Genomic DNA, 20,255 nt, shown 5'->3' with positions numbered 1-20,255 from the left:
CGAAGCCCGTACCGGAAACACTCTGCGTTCACTTTCTGAACGCAGAGGTATGTGTCGTCTGACTAAATTCACAGCAGTGGACCTATTGACTTCGGGACTTGAAGGAATAGTCTCTGCAACGTTGCTTTTACCTTCAGGTATGGATCTGACAGGGCTCACCCCCACCCGGCAGCGTTGCCGTGGCCCGAGGAGTTGTTCGTGACCAGCACAGCGCAGGCACCCCAGCCAGGAGCCAGGACGGCTCATCCCGAACATCTCGGGCACGTCATCTTCATCGCGGCGGCGGCCGCCATGGGCGGCTTCCTGTTCGGTTACGACAGCTCCGTCATCAACGGTGCCGTCGAGGCCATCCGGGGCCGCTACGACATCGGCTCCGCGGCGCTGGCCCAGGTCATCGCCATCGCCCTGATCGGCTGCGCCATCGGCGCCGCCACCGCCGGCCGCATAGCCGACCGGATCGGCCGCATCCGCTGCATGCAGATCGCCGCCGTCCTGTTCACGATCAGCGCCGTCGGCTCCGCCCTGCCGTTCGCCCTGTGGGACCTCGCCTTCTGGCGGATCGTCGGCGGCTTCGCCATCGGCATGGCCTCCGTCATCGGCCCCGCCTACATCGCCGAGGTCGCCCCGCCCGCCTACCGCGGCCGCCTCGGCTCCTTCCAGCAGGCCGCGATCGTCGTCGGCATCGCCATCTCCCAGCTGGTCAACTGGGGCATCCTCAACGCCGCCGACGGCAAGCAGCGCGGCCACCTGATGGGCCTGGAGGCCTGGCAGGTCATGCTCGGCGTGATGGTCGTCCCGGCCGTCCTCTACGGCCTGCTGTCCTTCGCGATCCCCGAGTCCCCGCGCTTCCTGATCTCCGTCGGCCGGCGCGACCGGGCCCGCGAGATCCTCGCCGAGGTCGAGGGCGACATCGACTTCGACGCCCGGATCACCGAGATCGAGCACGCCATGAAGCGCGAGGAGAAGTCCGGCTTCCGGGACCTGCTCGGCGGCTCCTTCTTCTTCAAGCCGATCGTCTGGGTCGGTATCGGCCTGTCCGTCTTCCAGCAGTTCGTCGGCATCAACGTCGCCTTCTACTACTCCTCGACGCTGTGGCAGTCCGTCGGCGTGAACCCGTCCGACTCGTTCTTCTACTCCTTCACGACGTCGATCATCAACATCGTCGGCACCGTGATCGCGATGATCTTCGTGGACCGCATCGGCCGCCGGCCGCTCGCCCTCATCGGCTCCGTCGGCATGGCCGTCGGCCTCGCCCTGGAGGCGTGGGCGTTCAGCCACCACCTCGTCGACGGCAAGCTGCCCGCCGCCCAGGGCTGGACCGCCCTGATCGCCGCCCACGTCTTCGTCCTCTTCTTCGCCCTCTCCTGGGGCGTGGTCGTCTGGGTCATGCTCGGCGAGATGTTCCCGAACAAGATCCGCGCCGCCGCGCTGGGCGTGGCCGCCTCCGCGCAGTGGATCGCCAACTGGGCCATCACCGCGAGCTTCCCGTCGCTGGCCGACTGGAACCTCTCCGTGACCTACGTGATCTACGCCGTCTTCGCCGCGCTCTCCATCCCGTTCGTCCTGAGGTTCGTCAGGGAGACGAAGGGCAAGGCCCTGGAAGAAATGGGCTGACCCGCCTCGGGCCCGGCGTCCTGGACACCGGGTCCCGGGCCCGGCCCCCGGACCCGAGGAGAAGGGCCAAGTCCCCGCTGCCCCTCTCCTCGTACCCCGCCGCCGCCCCCGCTCCGGCCACTGCCCGGACCGGGGGCGGCGGTGCGTCCGCGCCCTTCCGGGCGATCACCCCGCCAGCGCCGGCAGCACCTTCTCGGCGAACAACCGCAGGCTGCGCCAGCCCTCCTCCAGGGGCATCCCGCCCGCCAGCGGGTGCAGGACCAGGCTGTCCAGGCCCAGCTCCACGCACTGGCCCGGCGTGAGGACGCGGTAGACACCCTCGGCGCGCAGCTCGTCCACGGTCGTGGCCGCCGACCGCACGGCCGAGCGGATGTCGCCGGACTGCCAGGACGCGTAGGTCCGTGCCTCGTGCAGGAAGTGCCGGCCGTACTCGGCCCACGTCCGGTCCGGGTCCTCGGAGAGGTGCAGCAGCGGGGTCTCGGCGGCGGGCATCATGGTCCAGCCCTCGGTGCCGTACGCGCTGAGCTGCTCCTTGTAGTACGCCTCCAGCTCCGGCAGGTTCGCGCTGGGGAAGAAGGGCAGGCCGAGCCGCGCGGCCCGGCGGGCGGCGGCCCTGGACGAACCGCCGACCAGCAGCAGCGGGTGCGGATCGGTGTACGGGCGCGGGGTGAGCCGTACCGCACGGCCCCGGTAGGTGAACTCCTCGCCGGTCCACGCCGTCAGCAGGGTCTCCAGCAGTTCGTCCTGGAGCCGGCCGCGCCGTTTCCAGTCCACGTCGAAGAGGGCGTACTCCTCGGGCCGGTAGCCGATCCCGGCCACCGTCACCAGGCGCCCGCCGCTGAGCAGGTCCAGTACGGCGATCTCCTCGGCCAGCCGCAGCGGGTCGTGCAGCGGGCCGATGATCGCCGACACCGTCACGGCGATCCGGCGGGTGGCGCCGAACACCGCGCCCGCGAAGGCGAACGGCGACGGGAGCCAGTTGTCGGCGACACCGTGGTGCTCCTCGGTCTGCACCGTGCTGACCCCGTTCTCGTCGGCGTACGCGGCCATCTCCAGCGCGGCGCGGTAACGGGCGGCCAGGGAGGCGGGAGTGGCGCCGGGTTCGACGAGGTTGAAGCGTACGACCGTGACGGGCATGAGACGTCCCCCTCCGGTGCGGGTCGGTGGAGGGGGACGTTAGCTGACGTAGTGTCAGATGGCCATGGATGATACGGCGACGGTCTCGGACTCCTCGGACCCCTCGGCCGACTCGGGGTCCCCCTGCGCGGGGCGCACCACCGCCGGCCTCGGCAGGGCCAGGTACAGCAGGCCCGAGATCACGATCGTCGCGACCCAGCCGAGGCCGTACTCGCCGATCACGTTGTTCTTCGCCAGCGGGCCGGTGAACCAGTCCGAGGTGGTGAACAGCAGGCCGCCCACCAGGCCGATCGCCCAGGAGGCCACCGCGGCGGGGGAGAAGCCGCCCTTGTACCAGTAGGCGCTGGAGCGGGTCGTGTCCGCCATGGCCGCGCCGTCGTACTCGGTCCGGCGCAGCATGTCCGCGCCGAAGACCCCCACCCAGGCGGAGAAGGCGACCGCCAGCAGGGACAGGAAGGCGATGAAGGAGCCCATGAAGCTCGTCGCCACCAGCATCAGCACACCGCCGAAGACCAGCGAGATCACGGCGTTGACCGACACCGCCCAGTGCCGAGGCACCTTGAAGCCGAGGGTCTGCGCGGTGAAGCCCGCCGAGTACATCGACATCGAGTTGATCAGCAGCATGCCGATCAGCGCGATCAGCAGGTACGGCACCGCGATCCAGGTCGGCAGGATCTCGCCGAGGAAGGACACCGGGTCGGTCGCCGAGGCCAGGTCGGGCGTGGAGACCGCCATCACCGCGCCCATGAGGACCATCGGCAGCACGACGATGCCGGCGCCGCCCACCGACGTGCCCACGATCGCCTTCGAGGACGCCGTGCGCGGCAGGTAGCGCGTGAAGTCCGGTGCGGTCGGGATCCAGCTCACGCCGCCCGCCGCGATCATGCCGATCCCGGTGATCACCGCGGCCGTCGAGCCGGCGCCGTGGTCCAGCACCTTCGACCAGTCGGTGTGCGCGGCCAGGTACACCAGCACCAGGACCGAGAACACGCCGAAGACGTACGTCGCGTACTTATTGCACTTCTGCACGGCCCCGATGCCGAGCCCGGAGATCGCGAAGGTCGCGACGACGAACGCCAGCAGGGTCACCATGTCGAGCACGCTGTTGCCGTGGATGCCGAACACGATGTCCAGGATGGTGAGCACCGCGTAGGCGCCGGTCACCGCGTTGATCGTCTCCCAGCCCCAGCGGGCGACCCAGATCAGCGAACCGGGCAGCAGGTTGCCGCGCTGCCCGAACACCGCCCGGGACAGCGCCATGCCCGGCGCCCCGCCCCGCTTGCCCGCGATCCCGATCAGCCCGACCAGGCCGTACGACACGACGGGCGCGACGGCCGCCACGACGAGCGCCTGCCAGATGTCCAGGTGGTACGCCACGACGAGGCTCGCGCCCATCGTCAGCAGCAGCACGCTGATGTTCGCCCCGACCCAGGTCGGGAACAGCTCGCGGGTCCGGGCGGTGCGCTCGTGGTCGGGCACCTGCTCGATGCCGCGGGTCTCCAGTGCGCCTTCGGACTGGGCGGTCTTGCTCATGGAAGAGGGACCTCGGAAGTGGGGGGAAGGGGACGACGGGACTCTACGCGCGTTGACGGAGTCCCTGCCATTGTACTTTGATCCGACTCCGCACCTTAGGTGGCGTTTGTCTCTCGGAGGAAACGACAACGGGCGGCAAGCGGGGCCGCACGGAACCCATGGCCGATACTGGAGCCGTTATGGAAACCATCATCCTTGCTGTAGTCATCGCCGTGGTCGTGCTCGGCGCGCTCGGCGGGCTCGTCATCGGCAGCCGGCGCCGGAAGCCGCTGCCCCCGCCGCCGCCCGCCGCGCCCGACATCACCGCGCCCCCGGCCGAGCCGCACGTCGGCGACGAGGCCGAGACGCCGCGCGACGAACCGCGCCGGACGATCGAGGAGGTGGATCTCCCGGGCGGCCCCGCCCCGGTGGTCGTGGAGGAGCCTCCGTCCGCTGTCGAGGCGGCCCCGGAGATCGAGATCCCGGAGCCCACCGCCGGCCGGCTGGTCCGCCTGCGCGCCCGCCTGTCCCGCTCGCAGAACGCGCTCGGCCAGGGACTGCTCACCCTGCTGTCCCGCGAGCACCTCGACGACGACACCTGGGAGGAGATCGAGGACACGCTCCTCACCGCCGACGTCGGCGTGCAGCCCACCCAGGAGCTGGTCGAGGGGCTGCGCGAGCGCGTCAAGGTGCTCGGCACCCGCACGCCGGACGAGCTGCGCGGCCTGCTCCGCGAGGAGCTGCTCAAGCTGGTCGGCACCGACGTGGACCGCACGGTCCGCACCGAGCCGGAGGACCGCAAGCCCGGCATCGTGATGGTCGTCGGCGTCAACGGCACGGGCAAGACCACCACCACCGGCAAGCTCGCCCGCGTCCTGGTGGCCGACGGCCGCACGGTCGTCCTGGGGGCCGCCGACACCTTCCGCGCCGCCGCCGCCGACCAGCTCCAGACCTGGGGGGAGCGCGTCGGCGCCTACACCGTGCGCGGCCCCGAGGCCGGCGACCCCGCCTCCGTCGCCTTCGACGCGGTCAAGGAGGGCAAGGAGATGGGGGTCGACGTCGTCCTCATCGACACCGCCGGCCGCCTGCACACCAAGACCGGCCTCATGGACGAGCTGGGCAAGGTCAAGCGGGTCGTGGAGAAGCAGGCGCCGCTGGACGAGGTGCTGCTCGTCCTCGACGCCACCACCGGCCAGAACGGCCTGGTCCAGGCGCGCGTGTTCGCCGAGGTCGTCGACATCACCGGCATCGTGCTGACCAAGCTCGACGGCACCGCCAAGGGCGGCATCGTGGTCGCGGTCCAGCGCGAGCTGGGCGTGCCGGTCAAGCTGGTCGGACTCGGCGAGGGCGCGGACGACCTGGCGCCGTTCGAGCCGGAGGCGTTCGTGGACGCGCTGATCGGCGAGTGACCGCCCCGGCGGGGACCACCTGGGAACGTTCCGGGGTCCTCGCCATCAGGGCCCGCCCCCGTGGGGGCGGGCCCTTCGTCGCGTAAGGCCCCGCTCGGGAGCGCTCCGGGAGTCACGCCCGGGCCCGCGACGGTGCGTGCGTTGTGCCCGGGCCCCCGACTCGGCGCTGTGCCCGGGCCCCCGACCGTGCCCGGGTTACGCCCGCGCTGCTGACCGGTGGGCCACGTAGGCCAGTGTGCCCAGCAGCAGCCGCGGCCGGTGATGTGGTCGCCGGGCCCGAGCCCGCGCAGGTCCAGTGCAGACGGGTCGTCCCAGCCCATGCGGTAGAGCAGCCGGGGGAGTTCGGCGGCGGCGCCCGGGGCGACGAGGAAGTGGGTGCGGCCGTCCGGCGTGGCGGTGACCGGGCCGGGGCAGGCCCATGCGCTCCAGCCGGACCAGGGCCCGGCGCCCGGGCCCGCGCTCCCGACCGTGCCCGGGTTACGCCCGCGCTGCTGACCGGTGGGCCACGTATGCCAGGGTGCCCAGCAGGAGACGAGCCGCCGGGGGGCGGGTCGCCGAGTCCAGGGCGGGTGGGCGCAGCCAGCGGACCGGGCCCAGGCCACCGCGGTCCGAGGGCGGGGCGGTGATGTGGTCGCCCGGTCCGAGCCCGCGCAGGTCCAGCGCGGACGGGTCGTCCCAGCCCATGCGGTACAGCAGCCGGGGGAGTTCGGCGGCGGCGCCGGGGGCGACGAGGAAGTGCGCGCGGCCGTCCGGGGTGGCGGCGACCGGGCCCAGGGGGAGGCCCATGCGCTCCAGCCGGACCAGGGCCCGGCGCCCGGCCGGTTCCGCGACCTCGATGACGTCGAAGGCGCGGCCCACCGGCAGCATGATCGCGGCGCCGGGGAACTCCGCCCAGGCCTTGCTCACCTCGTCGAGCGTCGCGCCGGCCGGCACGGGGGCGGCGAAGCCGAGCGGGTGCGCGCCAGGCGCCGTACAGTCGGCGCGCCCGCAGGAGCAGGCGCCCGCGGCGGCCCGCGCGCCCGGCACCACGTCCCAGCCCCACAGCCCGGTGAACTCGGCGACGGCGGTACCGCACTCCGACGCACGGCCACGCCGGCGCGTGCCGGAGCGGATCTCGCGAATGCCGCCGATCGTGAAGCCCATGCCCCCTCCAACGGGTCCAGCGCGCCGGTGGTTACGACCCGGAGCGGTCCGGAAGCGGAACGTGACGTCTCCGGGCTCCGCCTTCCCCTCACTCCCGCGGGGCAAGGCGGCGCTTCGAAGCGCGTCGGGTGGTGCACCGGGATCCGTGCGCTCCGTCGTGCACCTCTCCGCCCACTTCCAGCCGTCCTATGTCAAGTGAATCGCGCCCCGCTGGTTGTGAGTTCATTCGAAGGGGTGGCGAATGGTGGCGTTTCCAGGATCGCCATGGCTGGAACGGTGATCGTAGGATTACTGTGAGTGTGCGAGTGGTGGAGGCACATGCGCTTGTGGGTATGCCGGAGGCAACTCGTCAACTCGTTCGAAGGGTGGGAACCGGCGGACGGGAGGCCGTATTTACCGGCATTCTGATAGGGCTTGGCGCACTCGGCGACAAGTGGTCTCAGGGATGGGGGCGTTCCAGTGAGCGGCAACGGCGGTAGTGGGTCGAGCGCTGACAAGCGCCCCAACGAGCTGCTCGGCTCGTGGTTCGTGCGCAGCGGCTGGTCCAAGGGTGAGCTGGCCCGCCAAGTGAACCGCCGGGCACGCCAGTTGGGCGCCAACCACATCTCCACGGACACCTCGCGGGTGCGCCGCTGGCTCGACGGGGAGAACCCGCGCGAGCCGATTCCGAAGATCCTCTCCGAGCTGTTCTCCGAGCGCTTCGGCTGCGTCGTCTCCGTCGAGGACCTCGGCCTGCGCGCCGCGCGGCAGTCACCCTCCGCGTCCGGCGTCGACCTGCCGTGGACGGCCCCCCAAGCCGTCGCCCTGCTCGGCGAGTTCTCCCGCAGCGACCTGATGCTGGCGAGGCGCGGCTTCCTCGGCACCTCGCTGGCCCTGTCCGCCGGCCCCTCCCTCATCGAGCCGATGCAGCGCTGGCTCGTTTCAGGCCCCTCCTCGCCCGCCCCCGCCGAGTCCGAGCCCCTCGTCGAGTCGAGCCGCCCGCACCGCCTGTCCAAGCCCGAGCTGGAACTGCTGGAGTCCACCACGGTGATGTTCCGCCAGTGGGACGCCCAGTGCGGCGGCGGCCTGCGCCGCAAGGCGGTCGTCGGCCAGCTGCACGAGGTCACCGACCTCCTCCAGGAGCCCCAGCCCGAGGCCACCAACCGCAAGCTGTTCAAGGTCGCCGCCGAACTCGCCGAACTGGCGGGCTGGATGAGCTACGACGTCGGGCTCCAGCCCACCGCCCAGAAGTACTTCGTCCTCGCGCTGCACGCGGCCAAGGAAGCCGGCGACAAGCCCCTCGGGTCATACGTGCTGTCCAGCATGAGCCGCCAGATGATCCACCTCGGCCGGCCCGACGACGCCCTGGAGCTGATCCACCTCGCGCAGTACGGCAGCCGCGACTGCGCCAGTCCGCGCACCCAGTCCATGCTGTATGCGATGGAGGCCCGCGCCTACGCCAACATGGGCCAGCCCGGACGCTGCAAGCGGGCCGTGCGCATGGCCGAGGACACCTTCGCCGAGGCCGACGAGTGGGACGAGCCGGACCCCGACTGGATCCGCTTCTTCTCCGAGGCCGAACTGTTCGCGGAGAACTCGCACTCCTACCGCGACCTCGCCTACGTAGCCGGCCGCAGCCCCGCCTACGCATCCCTGGCCCAGCCGCTGATGGAGCGGGCCGTGGACCTGTTCGCCAAGGACCACGAGCACCAGCGGTCGTACGCACTCAACCTGATCGGCATGGCCACCGTGCACCTGCTGCGCGACCAGCCGGAACACAGCACGGAGTACGCCTCGCGGGCCATGCTGGTCGCCAGGAAGGTCCGCTCCGAGCGCGTGAACACCCGTATCCGGAAGACCGTCGACACGGCCGTCCGTGACTACGGCGACCTCAGCGCCGTCACCGACCTCGCCGAGCAGCTCGCCGTCGACCTGCCCGAGTCCGCCGAAGCGGTCTGACCCGCGGGTCCTCCACACCCCGGCCGCGGCCGGTCCTCCCGAACTGCCCGACTCGGCTCCCCCATGCCAGGTCATCGAGAGGCCTCCCGCGGCCGGTTCCCTTTTGCGCCTAAGCCGGCGCCGCTCTCGCGGACCTGGTTGCTCGCCGTCGTGGTTCCTCAATCAGTGGTTGCGGTGTCCGTCGCGATAGTCGTGTCACGGTGATCATCGGCGTTCCCGGCATTCCGTAGTTCATGAGCGCGTAACACGCCAGGCGCCTTCGTCACCCCGGTGAAACATCGAGGGGCTTCCACCGAAACCGCGCTGCGCCACGCTCATGGCGCATACCCGGTTCCCCCCGCCCCCCGACCGGACCGCCCAGGCACCGCACGCACGGGGCCGTACCGACGACGAGGAGACGCCGATGGCACCAGCCATCACGCTTGCCGCCGAGGCACCCAGACTGTCCTCCGCGAACACAGGCTTCATGCTCATCTGCTCCGCCCTGGTGCTGCTCATGACCCCGGGACTCGCCTTCTTCTACGGAGGCATGGTCCGCGTCAAGAGCACCCTCAACATGCTCATGATGAGCTTCATCAGCATGGGCATCGTCACCATCCTCTGGGTGCTCTACGGCTTCTCCCTCGCCTTCGGCACGCACAACGGCCTCATCGGCTTCAACGCCGACTGGCTCGGCCTCAGCAACATCGGCCTGACGCAGCTCTGGGACGGCTACACCATCCCGATCTACGTCTTCATGGTCTTCCAGCTGATGTTCGCGATCATCACCCCGGCCCTGATCAGCGGCGCCCTCGCGGACCGCGTGAAGTTCTCCGCCTGGGCCCTGTTCATCGCCCTGTGGGTCACGATCGTCTACGTCCCGGTCGCCCACTGGGTCTGGGGCGCCGACGGCTGGGCCTACAAGCTCGGCGTGATCGACTTCGCCGGCGGTACGGCGGTGCACATCAACGCCGGTGCCGCCGCCCTCGGCGTGATCCTCGTCATCGGCAAGCGCGTCGGCTTCAAGAAGGACCCGATGCGCCCGCACAGCCTCCCGCTCGTCATGCTCGGCGCCGGACTGCTGTGGTTCGGCTGGTTCGGCTTCAACGCCGGCTCCTGGCTCGGCAACGACGACGGCGTCGGCGCGCTGATGTTCGTCAACACCCAGGTCGCCACCGCCGCCGCCATGCTCGCCTGGCTCGCCTACGAGAAGATCCGGCACGGCGCGTTCACCACGCTCGGCGCCGCCTCCGGCGCGGTCGCCGGACTGGTCGCGATCACCCCGTCCGGCGGAGCGGTCTCCCCGCTCGGCGCGATCGCCGTCGGCGCCGTCGCCGGTGTCGTCTGCGCGGCCGCCATCAACCTGAAGTTCCGCCTCGGCTACGACGACTCCCTCGACGTGGTCGGCGTCCACATGGTCGGCGGCATCCTCGGCTCCCTGCTCATCGGCTTCTTCGCCACCGGCAAGGGCCAGTCCACCGCCAAGGGCCTGTTCTACGGCGGCGGCCTGGACCAGTTCTGGAAGCAGTGCGCCGGCGTCTTCGCCGTCCTCGCCTACTCCCTGATCGCCTCCGCCGTCCTCGCCTTCCTCATCGACAGGACGCTCGGCATGCGGGTCACCGAGGACGACGAGGTCTCCGGCATCGACCAGGCCGAACACGCCGAGACCGCCTACGACTTCAGCGGCGCGGGCGGCGGCGTCACCGGCACCCTCGCCGCCGCCTCCACGGCCCTGGCCGCCGCACACGGCAAGGCCACCCCCAGCAAGAAGGTGGACGCATGAAGCTCATCACCGCCGTCGTCAAGCCCCACCGGCTCGACGAGATCAAGGAAGCCCTGCAGGCCTTCGGGGTGCACGGCCTGACCGTCACCGAGGCCAGCGGCTACGGCCGGCAGCGGGGCCACACCGAGGTCTACCGCGGTGCCGAGTACACCGTCGACCTCGTCCCCAAGATCCGCATCGAGGTGCTCGCCGAGGACGACGCCGCCGAACAGCTGATCGAGGTCGTCGTGAAGGCGGCCCGTACCGGCAAGATCGGAGACGGCAAGGTCTGGTCCCTGCCGGTCGACACGGCCGTACGGGTCCGCACGGGCGAGCGCGGCCCGGACGCGCTCTGACCCGGCGGGCCACGGCAGCACGGCAGAAGGACAGGAGTCGCTGGGTGACGGGAACGGATGTGCGAAGCGAAAACGACGACTCGGGACCCGGCGGCTACGCGGCGGCCCGGCTGCGCCTCCTCACCGAGGGGGCGCGGTCCGGGCCGCCGCGCCGTGCCGCCCTCGCCGGGCTGACCGACGACTGGCTCGGCGGACTGTTCACGGCGGCCGCCGTGAGCCCTGCCGCCGGCGTCTCCCTCGTCGCCGTCGGCGGCTACGGCCGCGGCGAGCTGTCCCCGCGCAGCGACCTCGACCTCCTGCTGCTGCACGACGGCACCGACCCCGCCGCGGTCGCCGGCCTCGCCGACCGCCTCTGGTACCCCGTCTGGGACCTCGGGCTCGCCCTCGACCACTCCGTCCGCACCCCGGCCGAGGCCCGTAAGACCGCCGGAGAGGACGTCAAGGTCCAGCTCGGCCTCCTCGACGCCCGCCACCTCGCCGGCGACCCCGCCCTCACCGCCGCCCTGCGCACCACCGCGCTCGCGGACTGGCGCAACCAGGCCCCGAAACGCCTCCCCGAACTCCAGGAACTGTGCGCCGAGCGCGCCGAACGCCAGGGCGAACTGCGGTACCTGCTGGAACCCGACCTCAAGGAGGCCCGCGGCGGCCTGAGGGACGCCACCGCCCTGCGCGCCGTCGCCGCCTCCTGGCTCGCCGACGCCCCCCGCGAAGGTCTCGCGGACGCCCGCCGCAGCCTCCTCGACGTGCGGGACGCCCTGCACCTCGCCACCGGCCGCGCCACCGACCGGCTCGCCCTCCAGGAACAGGACCAGGTCGCCACCGAGCTGGACCTGCTCGACGCCGACGCCCTGCTGCGACAGGTCTACGAAGTGGCACGCGTCATCTCCTACGCCGGCGACGTCACCTGGCGCGAGGTGGGCCGCGTGCTGCGCTCCCGCGCGGTACGGCCGCGACTGCGCGCCCTGCTCAAGGGCGGGGACAAACCGGCCCCTGAGCGCTCGCCGCTGGCCGAAGGAGTCGTCGAACAGGACGGCGAAGTGGTGCTCGCCCGCGCCGCGCGCCCCGAACGCGACCCCGTGCTCCCCCTGCGCGCCGCGGCCGCCGCCGCCCAGTCCGGCCTCCCGCTCTCCCCGCACGCCGTACGGCGCATGGCCGCCACCGTGCGCCCCCTGCCCACCCCCTGGCCCGCCGAGGCCCGCGAACAACTCGTCACCCTCCTCGGCTCGGGCCGGCCCACGGTCGACGTCTGGGAAGCCCTGGAGGCGGAGGGCCTGGTCAGCGGCCTGCTGCCCGACTGGGAACGGGTGCGCTGCCGCCCCCAGCGCAACGCCGTCCACCTCTGGACGGTCGACCGGCACCTGATCGAAACTGCCGTCCGCGCCTCCGAACTGACCCGCCGCGTCGGCCGCCCCGACCTCCTCCTCGTCGCCGCCCTGTTGCACGACATCGGCAAGGGCTGGCCCGGCGACCACTCCGTGGCCGGCGAGGTCATCGCCCGCGACGTCGCCGTACGCATCGGCTTCGACCGCGCGGACACGGTGGTGCTGGCCACCCTGGTCCGTCACCACCTGCTCCTCGTCGACACCGCCACCCGCCGCGACCTGGACGACCCCGCCACCGTCCGGTCCGTCGCCGAGGCCGTCGGCACCCAGAGCACCCTGGAACTGCTGCACGCCCTCACCGAGGCCGACGCGCTGGCCACCGGACCGGCAGCCTGGTCCCGCTGGCGCGGCTCCCTCGTCGCCGACCTCGTCCGGCGCGCCGCCGCCGTCCTCGCCGGCGACGCCCCCGACGAACCCGAGCCCGCCGCCCCCACCGCCGAGCAGGAACGCCTCGCCGTCGAGGCGTTCCGCACCCGCGGCCCCGTCCTCGCCCTGCGCGCCCAGACCCCGCCCGCACCCGAGCCCTCCGGCGACCCCGAGCCGCTCGGCGTCGAACTGCTCATCGCCGTACCCGACCAGCCCGGCGTCCTGCCCGCCGTCGCCGGAGTCCTCGCCGTGCACCGGCTGACCGTCCGCACCGCCGAGCTGCGCACCCTCGGACTGCCCGGTGCCGTCGACACCGACGGCACCGGCTCGGTCCTCCTCCTCGACTGGCGCGTCGCCGCCGAGTACGGCTCCCTGCCCCAGGCCACCCGGCTCCGCGCCGACCTCGTCCGCGCGCTCGACGGCTCCCTCGACACGGCCGCCCGCCTCGCCGAACGCGACGCGGCCTACCCCCGCCGCCGCGGCTGGACCGCCCCGCCCCCACGCGTGCGCGTGGCCCCGGCCGCCTCCCACCACGCCACGGTCATCGAGGTCCGCGCCCAGGACGCCCCGGGCCTGCTGTTCCGGATCGGGCGTGCGCTGGACAGGGCGGGGGTGCGGGTGCGAAGCGCGCACGTTTCGACGCTGGGCTCGAACGCAGTGGACGCCTTCTACGTGACGACCGGCGCCGGGTTGCCCGTGCCGGCGGAGGAGACCGCATCGATGGTGAAGACGATCGAGGACGCGCTGCGCGCGTAACCTTCAGACCAGGGGTTCGCTTCACGGCTGTGCGCCCCGCATCGGCGGGGGTGACCCGGCGTCGACGGCCTTGGCGCCCAGTGTGCTCGCACAGTCCCCGCAGCCGCGGGGGTGGGTCCCCGCCCGCCGATGTTCGGCGGGCGGGGACGATGTGCTTGCGGGTCCGGATACCCTTGAGGGCAGCCCAAGACGACTCCTACCCCGAGGACCGCGAGCGCCGTGTTCGACACTCTCTCCGATCGCCTGTCAGCGACTTTCAAGAACCTGCGCGGCAAGGGGCGCTTGAGCGAGGCCGACATCGACGCCACGGCCCGCGAGATCCGCATCGCGCTCCTTGAGGCGGACGTGGCCCTGCCGGTCGTCCGGTCGTTCATCAAGAACGTCAAGGAGCGGTCCCTCGGCGCCGACGTCTCCAAGGCGCTGAACCCCGCCCAGCAGGTGCTGAAGATCGTCAACGAGGAACTGGTCACCATCCTCGGCGGCGAGACCCGGCGGCTCCGCTTCGCCAAGCAGCCCCCCACCGTGATCATGCTCGCGGGTCTGCAGGGTGCCGGTAAGACCACCCTCGCGGGCAAGCTCGGCCGGTACCTCAAGGAGCAGGGCCACTCGCCCCTGCTGGTCGCCTGCGACCTCCAGCGCCCGAACGCCGTCAACCAGCTCAGCGTCGTCGCCGAGCGCGCCGGCGTCGCCGTCTACGCGCCGGAGCCGGGCAACGGGGTGGGCGACCCGGTCAAGGTCGCCAAGGACTCCATCGAGTTCGCCAAGTCCAAGGTCCACGACATCGTGATCGTGGACACCGCCGGCCGCCTCGGCATCGACGCCGAGATGATGCAGCAGGCCGCGGACATCCGCGACGCCGTCTCCCCGGACGAGATCCTCTTCGTCGTCGACGCGATGATCGGCCAGGACGCGGTCAACACCGCCGAGGCCTTCCGCGACGGCGTCGGCTTCGACGGCGTCGTCCTCTCCAAGCTCGACGGCGACGCCCGCGGCGGTGCCGCCCTGTCGATCCGGCAGATCACCGGCAAGCCGATCATGTTCGCGTCCAACGGCGAGAAGCTGGAGGACTTCGACCAGTTCCACCCGGACCGGATGGCCTCCCGCATCCTCGACATGGGTGACCTGCTCACCCTGATCGAGCAGGCGGAGAAGACCTTCGACCAGGCCGAAGCCCAGAAGATGGCGGAGAAGCTGGCCTCCAAGAAGGGCCAGGACTTCACCCTCGACGACTTCCTGGCCCAGATGGAGCAGGTCCGGAAGATGGGCTCCATCTCCAAGCTGCTCGGCATGCTCCCCGGCATGGGCCAGATCAAGGACCAGATCAACAACCTGGACGAGCGGGACGTCGACCGCACCGCCGCGATCATCAAGTCGATGACCCCGGCCGAGCGCCAGGAGCCGACGATCATCAACGGCTCGCGCCGCGCCCGTATCGCCAAGGGCTCCGGTGTCGAGGTCAGCGCCGTGAAGAACCTGGTCGAGCGGTTCTTCGAGGCGCGCAAGATGATGTCCCGCATGGCGCAGGGCGGCGGCATGCCCGGCATGCCGGGGATCCCCGGCATGGGCGGCGGCCCGGGCCGCTCCAAGAAGCAGCCCAAGAAGGCCAAGGGCAAGCAGCGTTCCGGCAACCCGATGAAGCGCAAGCAGCAGGAGCTGGAGGAGGCCCAGCGCCGCGAGGCCGCGCAGAACGGCAACCCCTTCGGCGGGCTGCCGCAGCAGGGCGGTCAGGACTTCGAGCTGCCGGACGAGTTCAAGAAGTTCATGGGCTGACCGAGGCCCCGGCCCCGGCCGCCGTCGCCCGCGTGTCCCCTCAGGGCACGCGGGCGATCAGGTAGCGGAACACGTTCGGCATCCACACCGTGCCGTCCGCGCGACGATACGGATGCAGCGCCTCCGCCAGTTCCTTGGCCACCTGCTTGCGGTCCGTCGCCGCGACCGCCGCGTCGAACAACCCCGTCGACAGCAGCCCCCGTACGGCACTGTCGGCATCGGCGTACCCGAACGGGCAGGCCACCCGCCCCGAGCCGTCGGGCCGCAGCCCGGCCCGCTGGGCGACCTCCTCCAGATCGTCCCGTCCGGCCGGCCGCCAGCAGCGGGGGCTGCTCAGCGGATCGGCCAGTTTCGCCGCCACCCGCAGCACCGAGGAGGTGGCGCAGCGCTCCGGTGGACCCCAGCCGGCCAGCACCACCGCCGCCCCGCGCCCGGCGAGCGGTACGGCGGCCGCGAGCAGTTCGGTGAGCCCCTCGGCGTCCCCCGCGAGGCAGCCGATCGGCTCGAAAACGGTCACCAGGGTGTACGGGGGAGTGTCCGCGCCCCGCGTGTGCGCGGCGACATCGGTGGGGGAGCCCTCGACGAGTTCCACGGCCGTACGCCCTCCCGTACGGCCGGCCGTACGGGCACTCGCACGCGCGCGTGTACGGCCGCGGGGGCCGGGCGGCGCGTCCGGCAGCAGGCGCTCACGGGCGAGGGCGAGGCGCTCGGGGGACGGATCGGCACCGGTGACCGCGGCTCCTCTGGCGGCCGCCGTCAGCAGGGCCAGACCGGAACCGCACCGCAGACCCAGCAGTCGGGTGGCCGGGCCCACGTCGAGACGGTCGTAGACCGCCTGGTGGAGCGGCACCAGCATCCGCTCCTGGATCTCGGACCAGTCACGCGCGCGTGCGTACGGGTTCACGCGCGGCGCGGAACCCGTGGAGGAGGACAGGTGTTCCCGCACGAGCGTAGGTGTCATAGGTAAGCGCCCCAATCCGCCGACAGTCCGGAGCCGGCCCGACCGGACCGGCGTCGCGTTCGCCGCAGTAACCCGATGGCGTGGCCCCCGTGCCGTGCGCTCGCACCATCCACGTATGCCAGGTAACTCCCGCCTCGCCATGCCGTCCAGGGTCCGAGGGGCCCCGTTTGGGAGCCGCGGGTGTGAGTGGCGGGAATTCACCACCCCCCGGCCCCGCGCGGGCTGGCGGGCCGGGCCGGTGCGGGGCCGCCGGCAGGCACCCGGTAACGTCGCGGTCGTCACCGGCGCTGACGAAGGCAACGGCTCTGCGACAGCAGTGCGGCCGAAACGCCTCTTGCGCAGGCGGGCGGATCCGCGCCCATCACTGGGGCGTACGTCAGACTACGCACCGGCTTGGTATGAGCTGTGCGGCTTCTCCGCAGATCAGCGCACCCGCCCTCGTCCGGACGCATGAGTGCCAACTGACGGGTACGTGCAAATTATTTGGGATGCCCCGGAATAGGAACACAGGGGCACCCCCGCTCGTTGTCATTACGTGAGCACGACACAGACACCACCTGTTCTCGCCGCAGAGCTGGCACAGGCGTGGGCCGACATTCAGCGGTACCACCCCGAGCTGCCCGACCTTGCCGCGCCAGAGTCCCTGATCGGAGAGTCGTCGTCCGCGTGCGGGCACGAGCTCTCCTTCGAGCGACTGCTTCATGAGGCAGTCCATGGCATCGCGGCCGCCCGTGGGATCCGCGACACCTCCCGTGCCGGCCGCTACCACAACCGTCGTTTCCTCGCCATCGCCGAGGAGCTGGGCCTGGACCACCCCGAGGAACCGCACCCGAGCAGTGGTTTCTCCCTGGTCACGCTCAACCCCGAGGCGAAGCGGCGCTACCGCCCGACCATGGAGCGGCTGCAGCGCGCGCTGAAGGCCCACGTGGCGGCCACCTCGTCCGACACCTCCCGCACCTTCCGGGGCCCGGCCGCACGGCACGGCTCCTCGGGCGGCGGGGTCCGGGTCAAGGCGGTCTGCGACTGCGGCCGCAACGTCCGCGTCGTCCCCTCCGTCCTCGCCCAGGCCCCCATCGTCTGCGGCGGCTGCGGCAAACCCTTCCGCATCCCAGAACTGGCAGGAGCGGCAGCAAGCTGACCCACGGCTGCTCGTGGCAGCCGTAGGTCAGCTCAGAGTCCAATCCGCGGGCAGTCGTGCCGCAGGGCGGCATGGGTGGGCGCGGACGGCACCCCGTCAGCGCCGGGCAGCGCACCCGACGTACGGCACCACTACGCCGGGTGCCTCCCAGGCATGCCCGCAGCACAGCTCACCCACCCGGCCAAAAGCGACCCGCAGGGTATGGCACAATGGCTAGCTGTACTCGACAGCCGCACAGGACCCCTCTCTCCTCCGGCTGACGCGTCCATCGGGCACTCGGGTACCGCAACCCCACGCGGCGTCTCGCCGTGCCCAACCACGTCAATTCCAGGAGAATCCACTCCCGTGGCAGTCAAGATCAAGCTGAAGCGTCTGGGCAAGATCCGTTCGCCTCACTACCGCATCGTCGTCGCCGACTCCCGTACCCGCCGTGACGGCCGGGCCATCGAGGAGATCGGCAAGTACCACCCGACCTACAACCCGTCGGTCATGGAGGTGGACGCCGAGCGCGTGGCGTACTGGCTGGGTGTCGGCGCGCAGCCGACCGAGCCCGTGCTCGCCATCCTCAAGAAGACCGGCGACTGGCAGAAGTTCAAGGGCGAGCCGGCCCCCGCGCCGCTGCTCGTCGCCGAGCCCAAGGCCACGCGTCCGTCGTTCGAGGCTCTCGGTGGCGAAGACGAGGGCAAGGGTGAGGCCATCACCCAGAAGAAGAAGGCTGAGAAGAAGGACGAGGCCGCGGCCGAGTCCGAGTCGACCGAGGCCTGAGCAGCATGCTCGAAGAGGCGCTTGAGCACCTCGTGAAGGGCATCGTCGACAACCCCGACGATGTGCAGGTCGCCTCGCGCGACCTGCGCCGCGGGCGCGTGCTGGAGGTCCGGGTGCACCCCGACGACCTCGGCAAGGTGATCGGCCGCAACGGCCGTACCGCGCGTGCCCTGCGTACCGTCGTGGGCGCCATCGGCGGTCGCGGCGTCCGCGTCGACCTCGTCGACGTGGACCACGTCCGCTGACGCTTCAAAGCAACCGGCTCGGGCCGGGGAGGGCCACAGGCCGTCCCCGGCCCGCAGTCGTATGAGCGCAGCCGTATGAGCACACTTGAGCAGCCTGCGCAGGACACCGGGCAGCAGACGACAGGAGAATGGGACACGTGCAGCTCGTAGTCGCACGGATCGGCCGCGCCCACGGCATCAAGGGCGAGGTCACCGTCGAGGTACGCACCGACGAGCCGGAACTGCGGCTCGCACCCGGTGCCGTCCTGACCACCGACCCGGCCGCCACCGGACCGCTCACCATCGCCACCGGACGCGTCCACAGCGGCCGCCTCCTCCTGCGATTCGAGGGCGTGAGCGACCGTACGGGCGCCGAGGCCCTCCGCAACACCCTCCTGATCGCCGACGTGGACCCGGACGAGCTGCCCGAGGACGAGGACGAGTACTACGACCACCAGCTCATGGACCTCGACGTCGTCACCGCGGACGGCACCGAGGTCGGCCGGATCACCGAGATCTCGCACCTGCCGTCCCAGGACCTGTTCATCGTGGAGCGCCCCGACGGCAGCGAGGTGATGATCCCCTTCGTCGAGGAGATCGTCACCGAGATCGACCTGGCCGAGCAGAAGGCCGTCATCACCCCGCCGCCGGGCCTGATCGACGACCAGGCCGAAATCGCCTCGTCACGGGACGAGGCGTGATGCGGCTCGACGTCGTCACGATCTTCCCCGAGTACCTCGAACCGCTGAACGTCTCCCTCGTCGGCAAGGCACGCGCGCGTGGACAGCTCGACGTCCAGGTGCACGACCTGCGCGGATGGACGTACGACCGGCACAACACGGTCGACGACACCCCGTACGGCGGCGGCCCCGGCATGGTCATGAAGACCGAACCCTGGGGCGAAGCCCTGGACACGGTCCTCGCCGACGGCTACGAGACCGGCGCCCAGGCACCCGCCCTGATCGTCCCCACCCCCAGCGGCCGCCCCTTCACCCAGGAACTGGCCGTCGAACTCTCCGAGCGGCCCTGGCTGATCTTCACGCCGGCCCGCTACGAGGGCATCGACCGGCGCGTGATGGACGAGTACGCGAGCCGTATGCCCGTGTACGAGGTGTCCATCGGCGACTACGTCCTGGCCGGCGGCGAGGCGGCCGTCCTCGTCGTCACCGAGGCCGTGGCCCGGCTGCTGCCCGGCGTCCTCGGCAACGCCGAGTCCCACCGGGACGACTCCTTCGCACCCGGCGCGATGGCGAACCTGCTGGAGGGCCCCGTCTACACCAAGCCCCCGCTCTGGCGCGGGCGGGACATCCCGGACGTGCTGCTCAGCGGCCACCACGGCAAGATCGCCCGCTGGCGCCGCGACGAGGCGCTGCGGCGGACGACCGCCAACCGGCCCGACCTGATCGAGCGCTGCGAGCCCGGCGCCTTCGACAAGAAGGACCGCGAGATGCTCTCCATCCTGGGCTGGGCGCCCGACCCGGAGGGGGAGCCGTACGGCCGATTTTGGCGCAGGCCCGAGGCCGTGGAAGAATAGACCGCTGTTGTGCGTCCGTCCGGCGTGCGCCCCTGCCGCAGGGGGACACGACGCCCGTCCCGACCCGCACGGCAGACCCCTGATACACCTAGTTTCCGTTGATGACCTGTGGCATCAGCGAAGAAAGCAGACGAAATGTCTCACCTGCTCGACACCGTCGACTCCGCGTCGCTGCGCAGCGACGTCCCGGCCTTCCGCCCGGGTGACACCGTCAACGTCCACGTCCGCGTCATCGAGGGCAACCGCTCCCGTGTGCAGCAGTTCAAGGGCGTTGTGATCCGCCGCCAGGGCAGTGGTGTCCGCGAGACCTTCACGGTCCGCAAGGTCTCGTTCTCCGTCGGCGTCGAGCGCACCTTCCCGGTGCACACCCCGATCGTCGAGAAGATCGAGCTGGTCACCCGCGGTGACGTGCGCCGCGCCAAGCTGTACTACCTCCGTGAGCTGCGCGGCAAGGCCGCGAAGATCAAGGAGAAGCGCGAGAACTGATCTCGCGCGGGCGTGCACAGCGG

17 protein-coding genes and 1 pseudogene are annotated in these 20,255 nt (G+C 71.4%); 13 read left to right on the top strand and 5 right to left on the bottom strand.

The features are described 5' to 3' along the window. The first annotated feature begins 198 nt into the window (after positions 1 to 198). Positions 199 to 1,614 (top strand): sugar porter family MFS transporter, encoded by a 1,416-nt coding sequence (locus tag DBP14_RS07940; protein WP_129306322.1) that lies wholly within the window; start codon positions 199 to 201, stop codon positions 1,612 to 1,614. A gap of 165 nt (positions 1,615 to 1,779) precedes the next feature. Here the strand turns inward: DBP14_RS07940 and DBP14_RS07935 are convergent, their stop codons facing one another. Both DBP14_RS07935 and DBP14_RS07930 read right to left on the bottom strand, forming a co-directional pair. Beyond that, the gene (locus DBP14_RS07935; protein ID WP_129306321.1) at positions 1,780 to 2,751 is read right to left on the bottom strand and encodes an LLM class flavin-dependent oxidoreductase; all 972 of its coding nucleotides are present in this window, start codon (positions 2,749 to 2,751) and stop codon (positions 1,780 to 1,782) included. 54 nt (positions 2,752 to 2,805) lie between these two features. After that, the gene (locus DBP14_RS07930) at positions 2,806 to 4,284 is read right to left on the bottom strand and encodes a cytosine permease (RefSeq protein ID WP_241740838.1); all 1,479 of its coding nucleotides are present in this window, start codon (positions 4,282 to 4,284) and stop codon (positions 2,806 to 2,808) included. Positions 4,285 to 4,463: 179 nt separating this feature from the next. Between DBP14_RS07930 and ftsY the strand changes: the two genes are divergently transcribed. Further along, positions 4,464 to 5,672 (top strand): signal recognition particle-docking protein FtsY, encoded by a 1,209-nt coding sequence (gene ftsY, locus DBP14_RS07925; RefSeq protein ID WP_129306320.1) that lies wholly within the window; start codon positions 4,464 to 4,466, stop codon positions 5,670 to 5,672. Between the two features lie 195 nt (positions 5,673 to 5,867). Here ftsY and DBP14_RS07920 read toward each other — a convergent pair. Together DBP14_RS07920 and DBP14_RS07915 are read right to left on the bottom strand one after the other, a co-directional pair. Continuing rightward, positions 5,868 to 6,116: pseudogene (locus tag DBP14_RS07920) on the bottom strand (DNA primase); the annotation flags it as partial. 33 nt (positions 6,117 to 6,149) lie between these two features. Beyond that, on the bottom strand, positions 6,150 to 6,815 hold the full coding sequence (locus DBP14_RS07915) for a bifunctional DNA primase/polymerase (RefSeq protein WP_129306319.1): 666 nt from the start codon (positions 6,813 to 6,815) through the stop codon (positions 6,150 to 6,152). A 459-nt stretch (positions 6,816 to 7,274) separates the two neighbouring features. Here DBP14_RS07915 and DBP14_RS07910 point away from each other — a divergent pair, with 459 nt between their 5' ends. From DBP14_RS07910 to ffh, 5 genes are all read left to right on the top strand, one after another. After that, positions 7,275 to 8,753 (top strand): hypothetical protein, encoded by a 1,479-nt coding sequence (locus DBP14_RS07910; protein ID WP_129306318.1) that lies wholly within the window; start codon positions 7,275 to 7,277, stop codon positions 8,751 to 8,753. A 403-nt stretch (positions 8,754 to 9,156) separates the two neighbouring features. Further along, positions 9,157 to 10,515 carry an ammonium transporter gene (locus DBP14_RS07905; RefSeq protein WP_129306317.1) on the top strand — a complete coding sequence of 453 codons (1,359 nt, stop codon included), beginning with the start codon at positions 9,157 to 9,159 and terminating at the stop codon, positions 10,513 to 10,515. Beyond that, positions 10,512 to 10,850 carry a P-II family nitrogen regulator gene (locus DBP14_RS07900; protein WP_129306316.1) on the top strand — a complete coding sequence of 113 codons (339 nt, stop codon included), beginning with the start codon at positions 10,512 to 10,514 and terminating at the stop codon, positions 10,848 to 10,850. Before DBP14_RS07905 ends, DBP14_RS07900 begins: the two co-directional genes overlap by 4 nt. Positions 10,851 to 10,894: 44 nt before the next feature. Then, complete coding sequence (locus DBP14_RS07895; RefSeq protein ID WP_129306315.1) at positions 10,895 to 13,354, top strand: [protein-PII] uridylyltransferase; 2,460 nt, start codon at positions 10,895 to 10,897, stop codon at positions 13,352 to 13,354. Positions 13,355 to 13,573: 219 nt separating this feature from the next. Further along, a complete protein-coding gene (ffh, locus tag DBP14_RS07890; protein ID WP_129306314.1) occupies positions 13,574 to 15,124 on the top strand; it encodes a signal recognition particle protein in 1,551 nt (516 codons plus the stop codon). A gap of 40 nt (positions 15,125 to 15,164) precedes the next feature. Here the strand turns inward: ffh and DBP14_RS07885 are convergent, their stop codons facing one another. Beyond that, positions 15,165 to 16,085 (bottom strand): SAM-dependent methyltransferase, encoded by a 921-nt coding sequence (locus DBP14_RS07885; RefSeq protein ID WP_206739225.1) that lies wholly within the window; start codon positions 16,083 to 16,085, stop codon positions 15,165 to 15,167. A 535-nt stretch (positions 16,086 to 16,620) separates the two neighbouring features. On the opposite strand from DBP14_RS07885, the gene DBP14_RS07880 reads away from it, so the two are divergent. From DBP14_RS07880 to rplS, 6 genes are all read left to right on the top strand, one after another. Further along, entirely contained in the window at positions 16,621 to 17,223 is a 603-nt protein-coding gene (locus DBP14_RS07880; RefSeq protein ID WP_129306313.1) for a hypothetical protein, read from the top strand. Between the two features lie 345 nt (positions 17,224 to 17,568). Further along, on the top strand, positions 17,569 to 17,988 hold the full coding sequence (rpsP, locus tag DBP14_RS07875; RefSeq protein WP_129306312.1) for a 30S ribosomal protein S16: 420 nt from the start codon (positions 17,569 to 17,571) through the stop codon (positions 17,986 to 17,988). 5 nt (positions 17,989 to 17,993) lie between these two features. Beyond that, positions 17,994 to 18,233, top strand: coding sequence for an RNA-binding protein (locus DBP14_RS07870; RefSeq protein WP_005479813.1), 240 nt, complete (start codon positions 17,994 to 17,996; stop codon positions 18,231 to 18,233). Between the two features lie 137 nt (positions 18,234 to 18,370). Further along, positions 18,371 to 18,913: a ribosome maturation factor RimM gene (rimM, locus tag DBP14_RS07865; protein WP_129306311.1), complete on the top strand. Its 543-nt coding sequence runs from the start codon at positions 18,371 to 18,373 to the stop codon at positions 18,911 to 18,913. Beyond that, the gene (gene trmD, locus DBP14_RS07860; RefSeq protein ID WP_129311740.1) at positions 18,913 to 19,746 is read left to right on the top strand and encodes a tRNA (guanosine(37)-N1)-methyltransferase TrmD; all 834 of its coding nucleotides are present in this window, start codon (positions 18,913 to 18,915) and stop codon (positions 19,744 to 19,746) included. The genes rimM and trmD overlap by 1 nt, the downstream gene beginning before the upstream one ends. Before the next feature lie 135 nt (positions 19,747 to 19,881). Beyond that, complete coding sequence (gene rplS / locus DBP14_RS07855) at positions 19,882 to 20,232, top strand: 50S ribosomal protein L19 (RefSeq protein ID WP_046727833.1); 351 nt, start codon at positions 19,882 to 19,884, stop codon at positions 20,230 to 20,232. Positions 20,233 to 20,255 lie beyond the last annotated feature (23 nt).

It is taken from the genome of Streptomyces sp. L2 (assembly GCF_004124325.1).
Lineage (GTDB): Bacteria > Actinomycetota > Actinomycetes > Streptomycetales > Streptomycetaceae > Streptomyces.
The sequence above is the reverse complement of the archived record's forward strand: the minus strand, read 5'-3'. Positions and strand labels throughout refer to the sequence as shown.

Bases quoted from the DNA above. Each gene is read 5' to 3' on its own strand.
- trmD (WP_129311740.1), top strand. From the start codon at position 18,913: ATGCGGCTCGACGTCGTCACGATCTTCCCCGAGTACCTCGAACCGCTG.
- ftsY (WP_129306320.1), top strand. From the start codon at position 4,464: ATGGAAACCATCATCCTTGCTGTAGTCATCGCCGTGGTCGTGCTCGGC.
- rplS (WP_046727833.1), top strand. From the start codon at position 19,882: ATGTCTCACCTGCTCGACACCGTCGACTCCGCGTCGCTGCGCAGCGAC.
- DBP14_RS07905 (WP_129306317.1), top strand. From the start codon at position 9,157: ATGGCACCAGCCATCACGCTTGCCGCCGAGGCACCCAGACTGTCCTCC.
- DBP14_RS07900 (WP_129306316.1), top strand. From the start codon at position 10,512: ATGAAGCTCATCACCGCCGTCGTCAAGCCCCACCGGCTCGACGAGATC.
- DBP14_RS07885 (WP_206739225.1), bottom strand. From the start codon at position 16,085: ATGACACCTACGCTCGTGCGGGAACACCTGTCCTCCTCCACGGGTTCC.
- DBP14_RS07915 (WP_129306319.1), bottom strand. From the start codon at position 6,815: ATGGGCTTCACGATCGGCGGCATTCGCGAGATCCGCTCCGGCACGCGC.
- DBP14_RS07870 (WP_005479813.1), top strand. From the start codon at position 17,994: ATGCTCGAAGAGGCGCTTGAGCACCTCGTGAAGGGCATCGTCGACAAC.
- DBP14_RS07935 (WP_129306321.1), bottom strand. From the start codon at position 2,751: ATGCCCGTCACGGTCGTACGCTTCAACCTCGTCGAACCCGGCGCCACT.
- DBP14_RS07930 (WP_241740838.1), bottom strand. From the start codon at position 4,284: ATGAGCAAGACCGCCCAGTCCGAAGGCGCACTGGAGACCCGCGGCATC.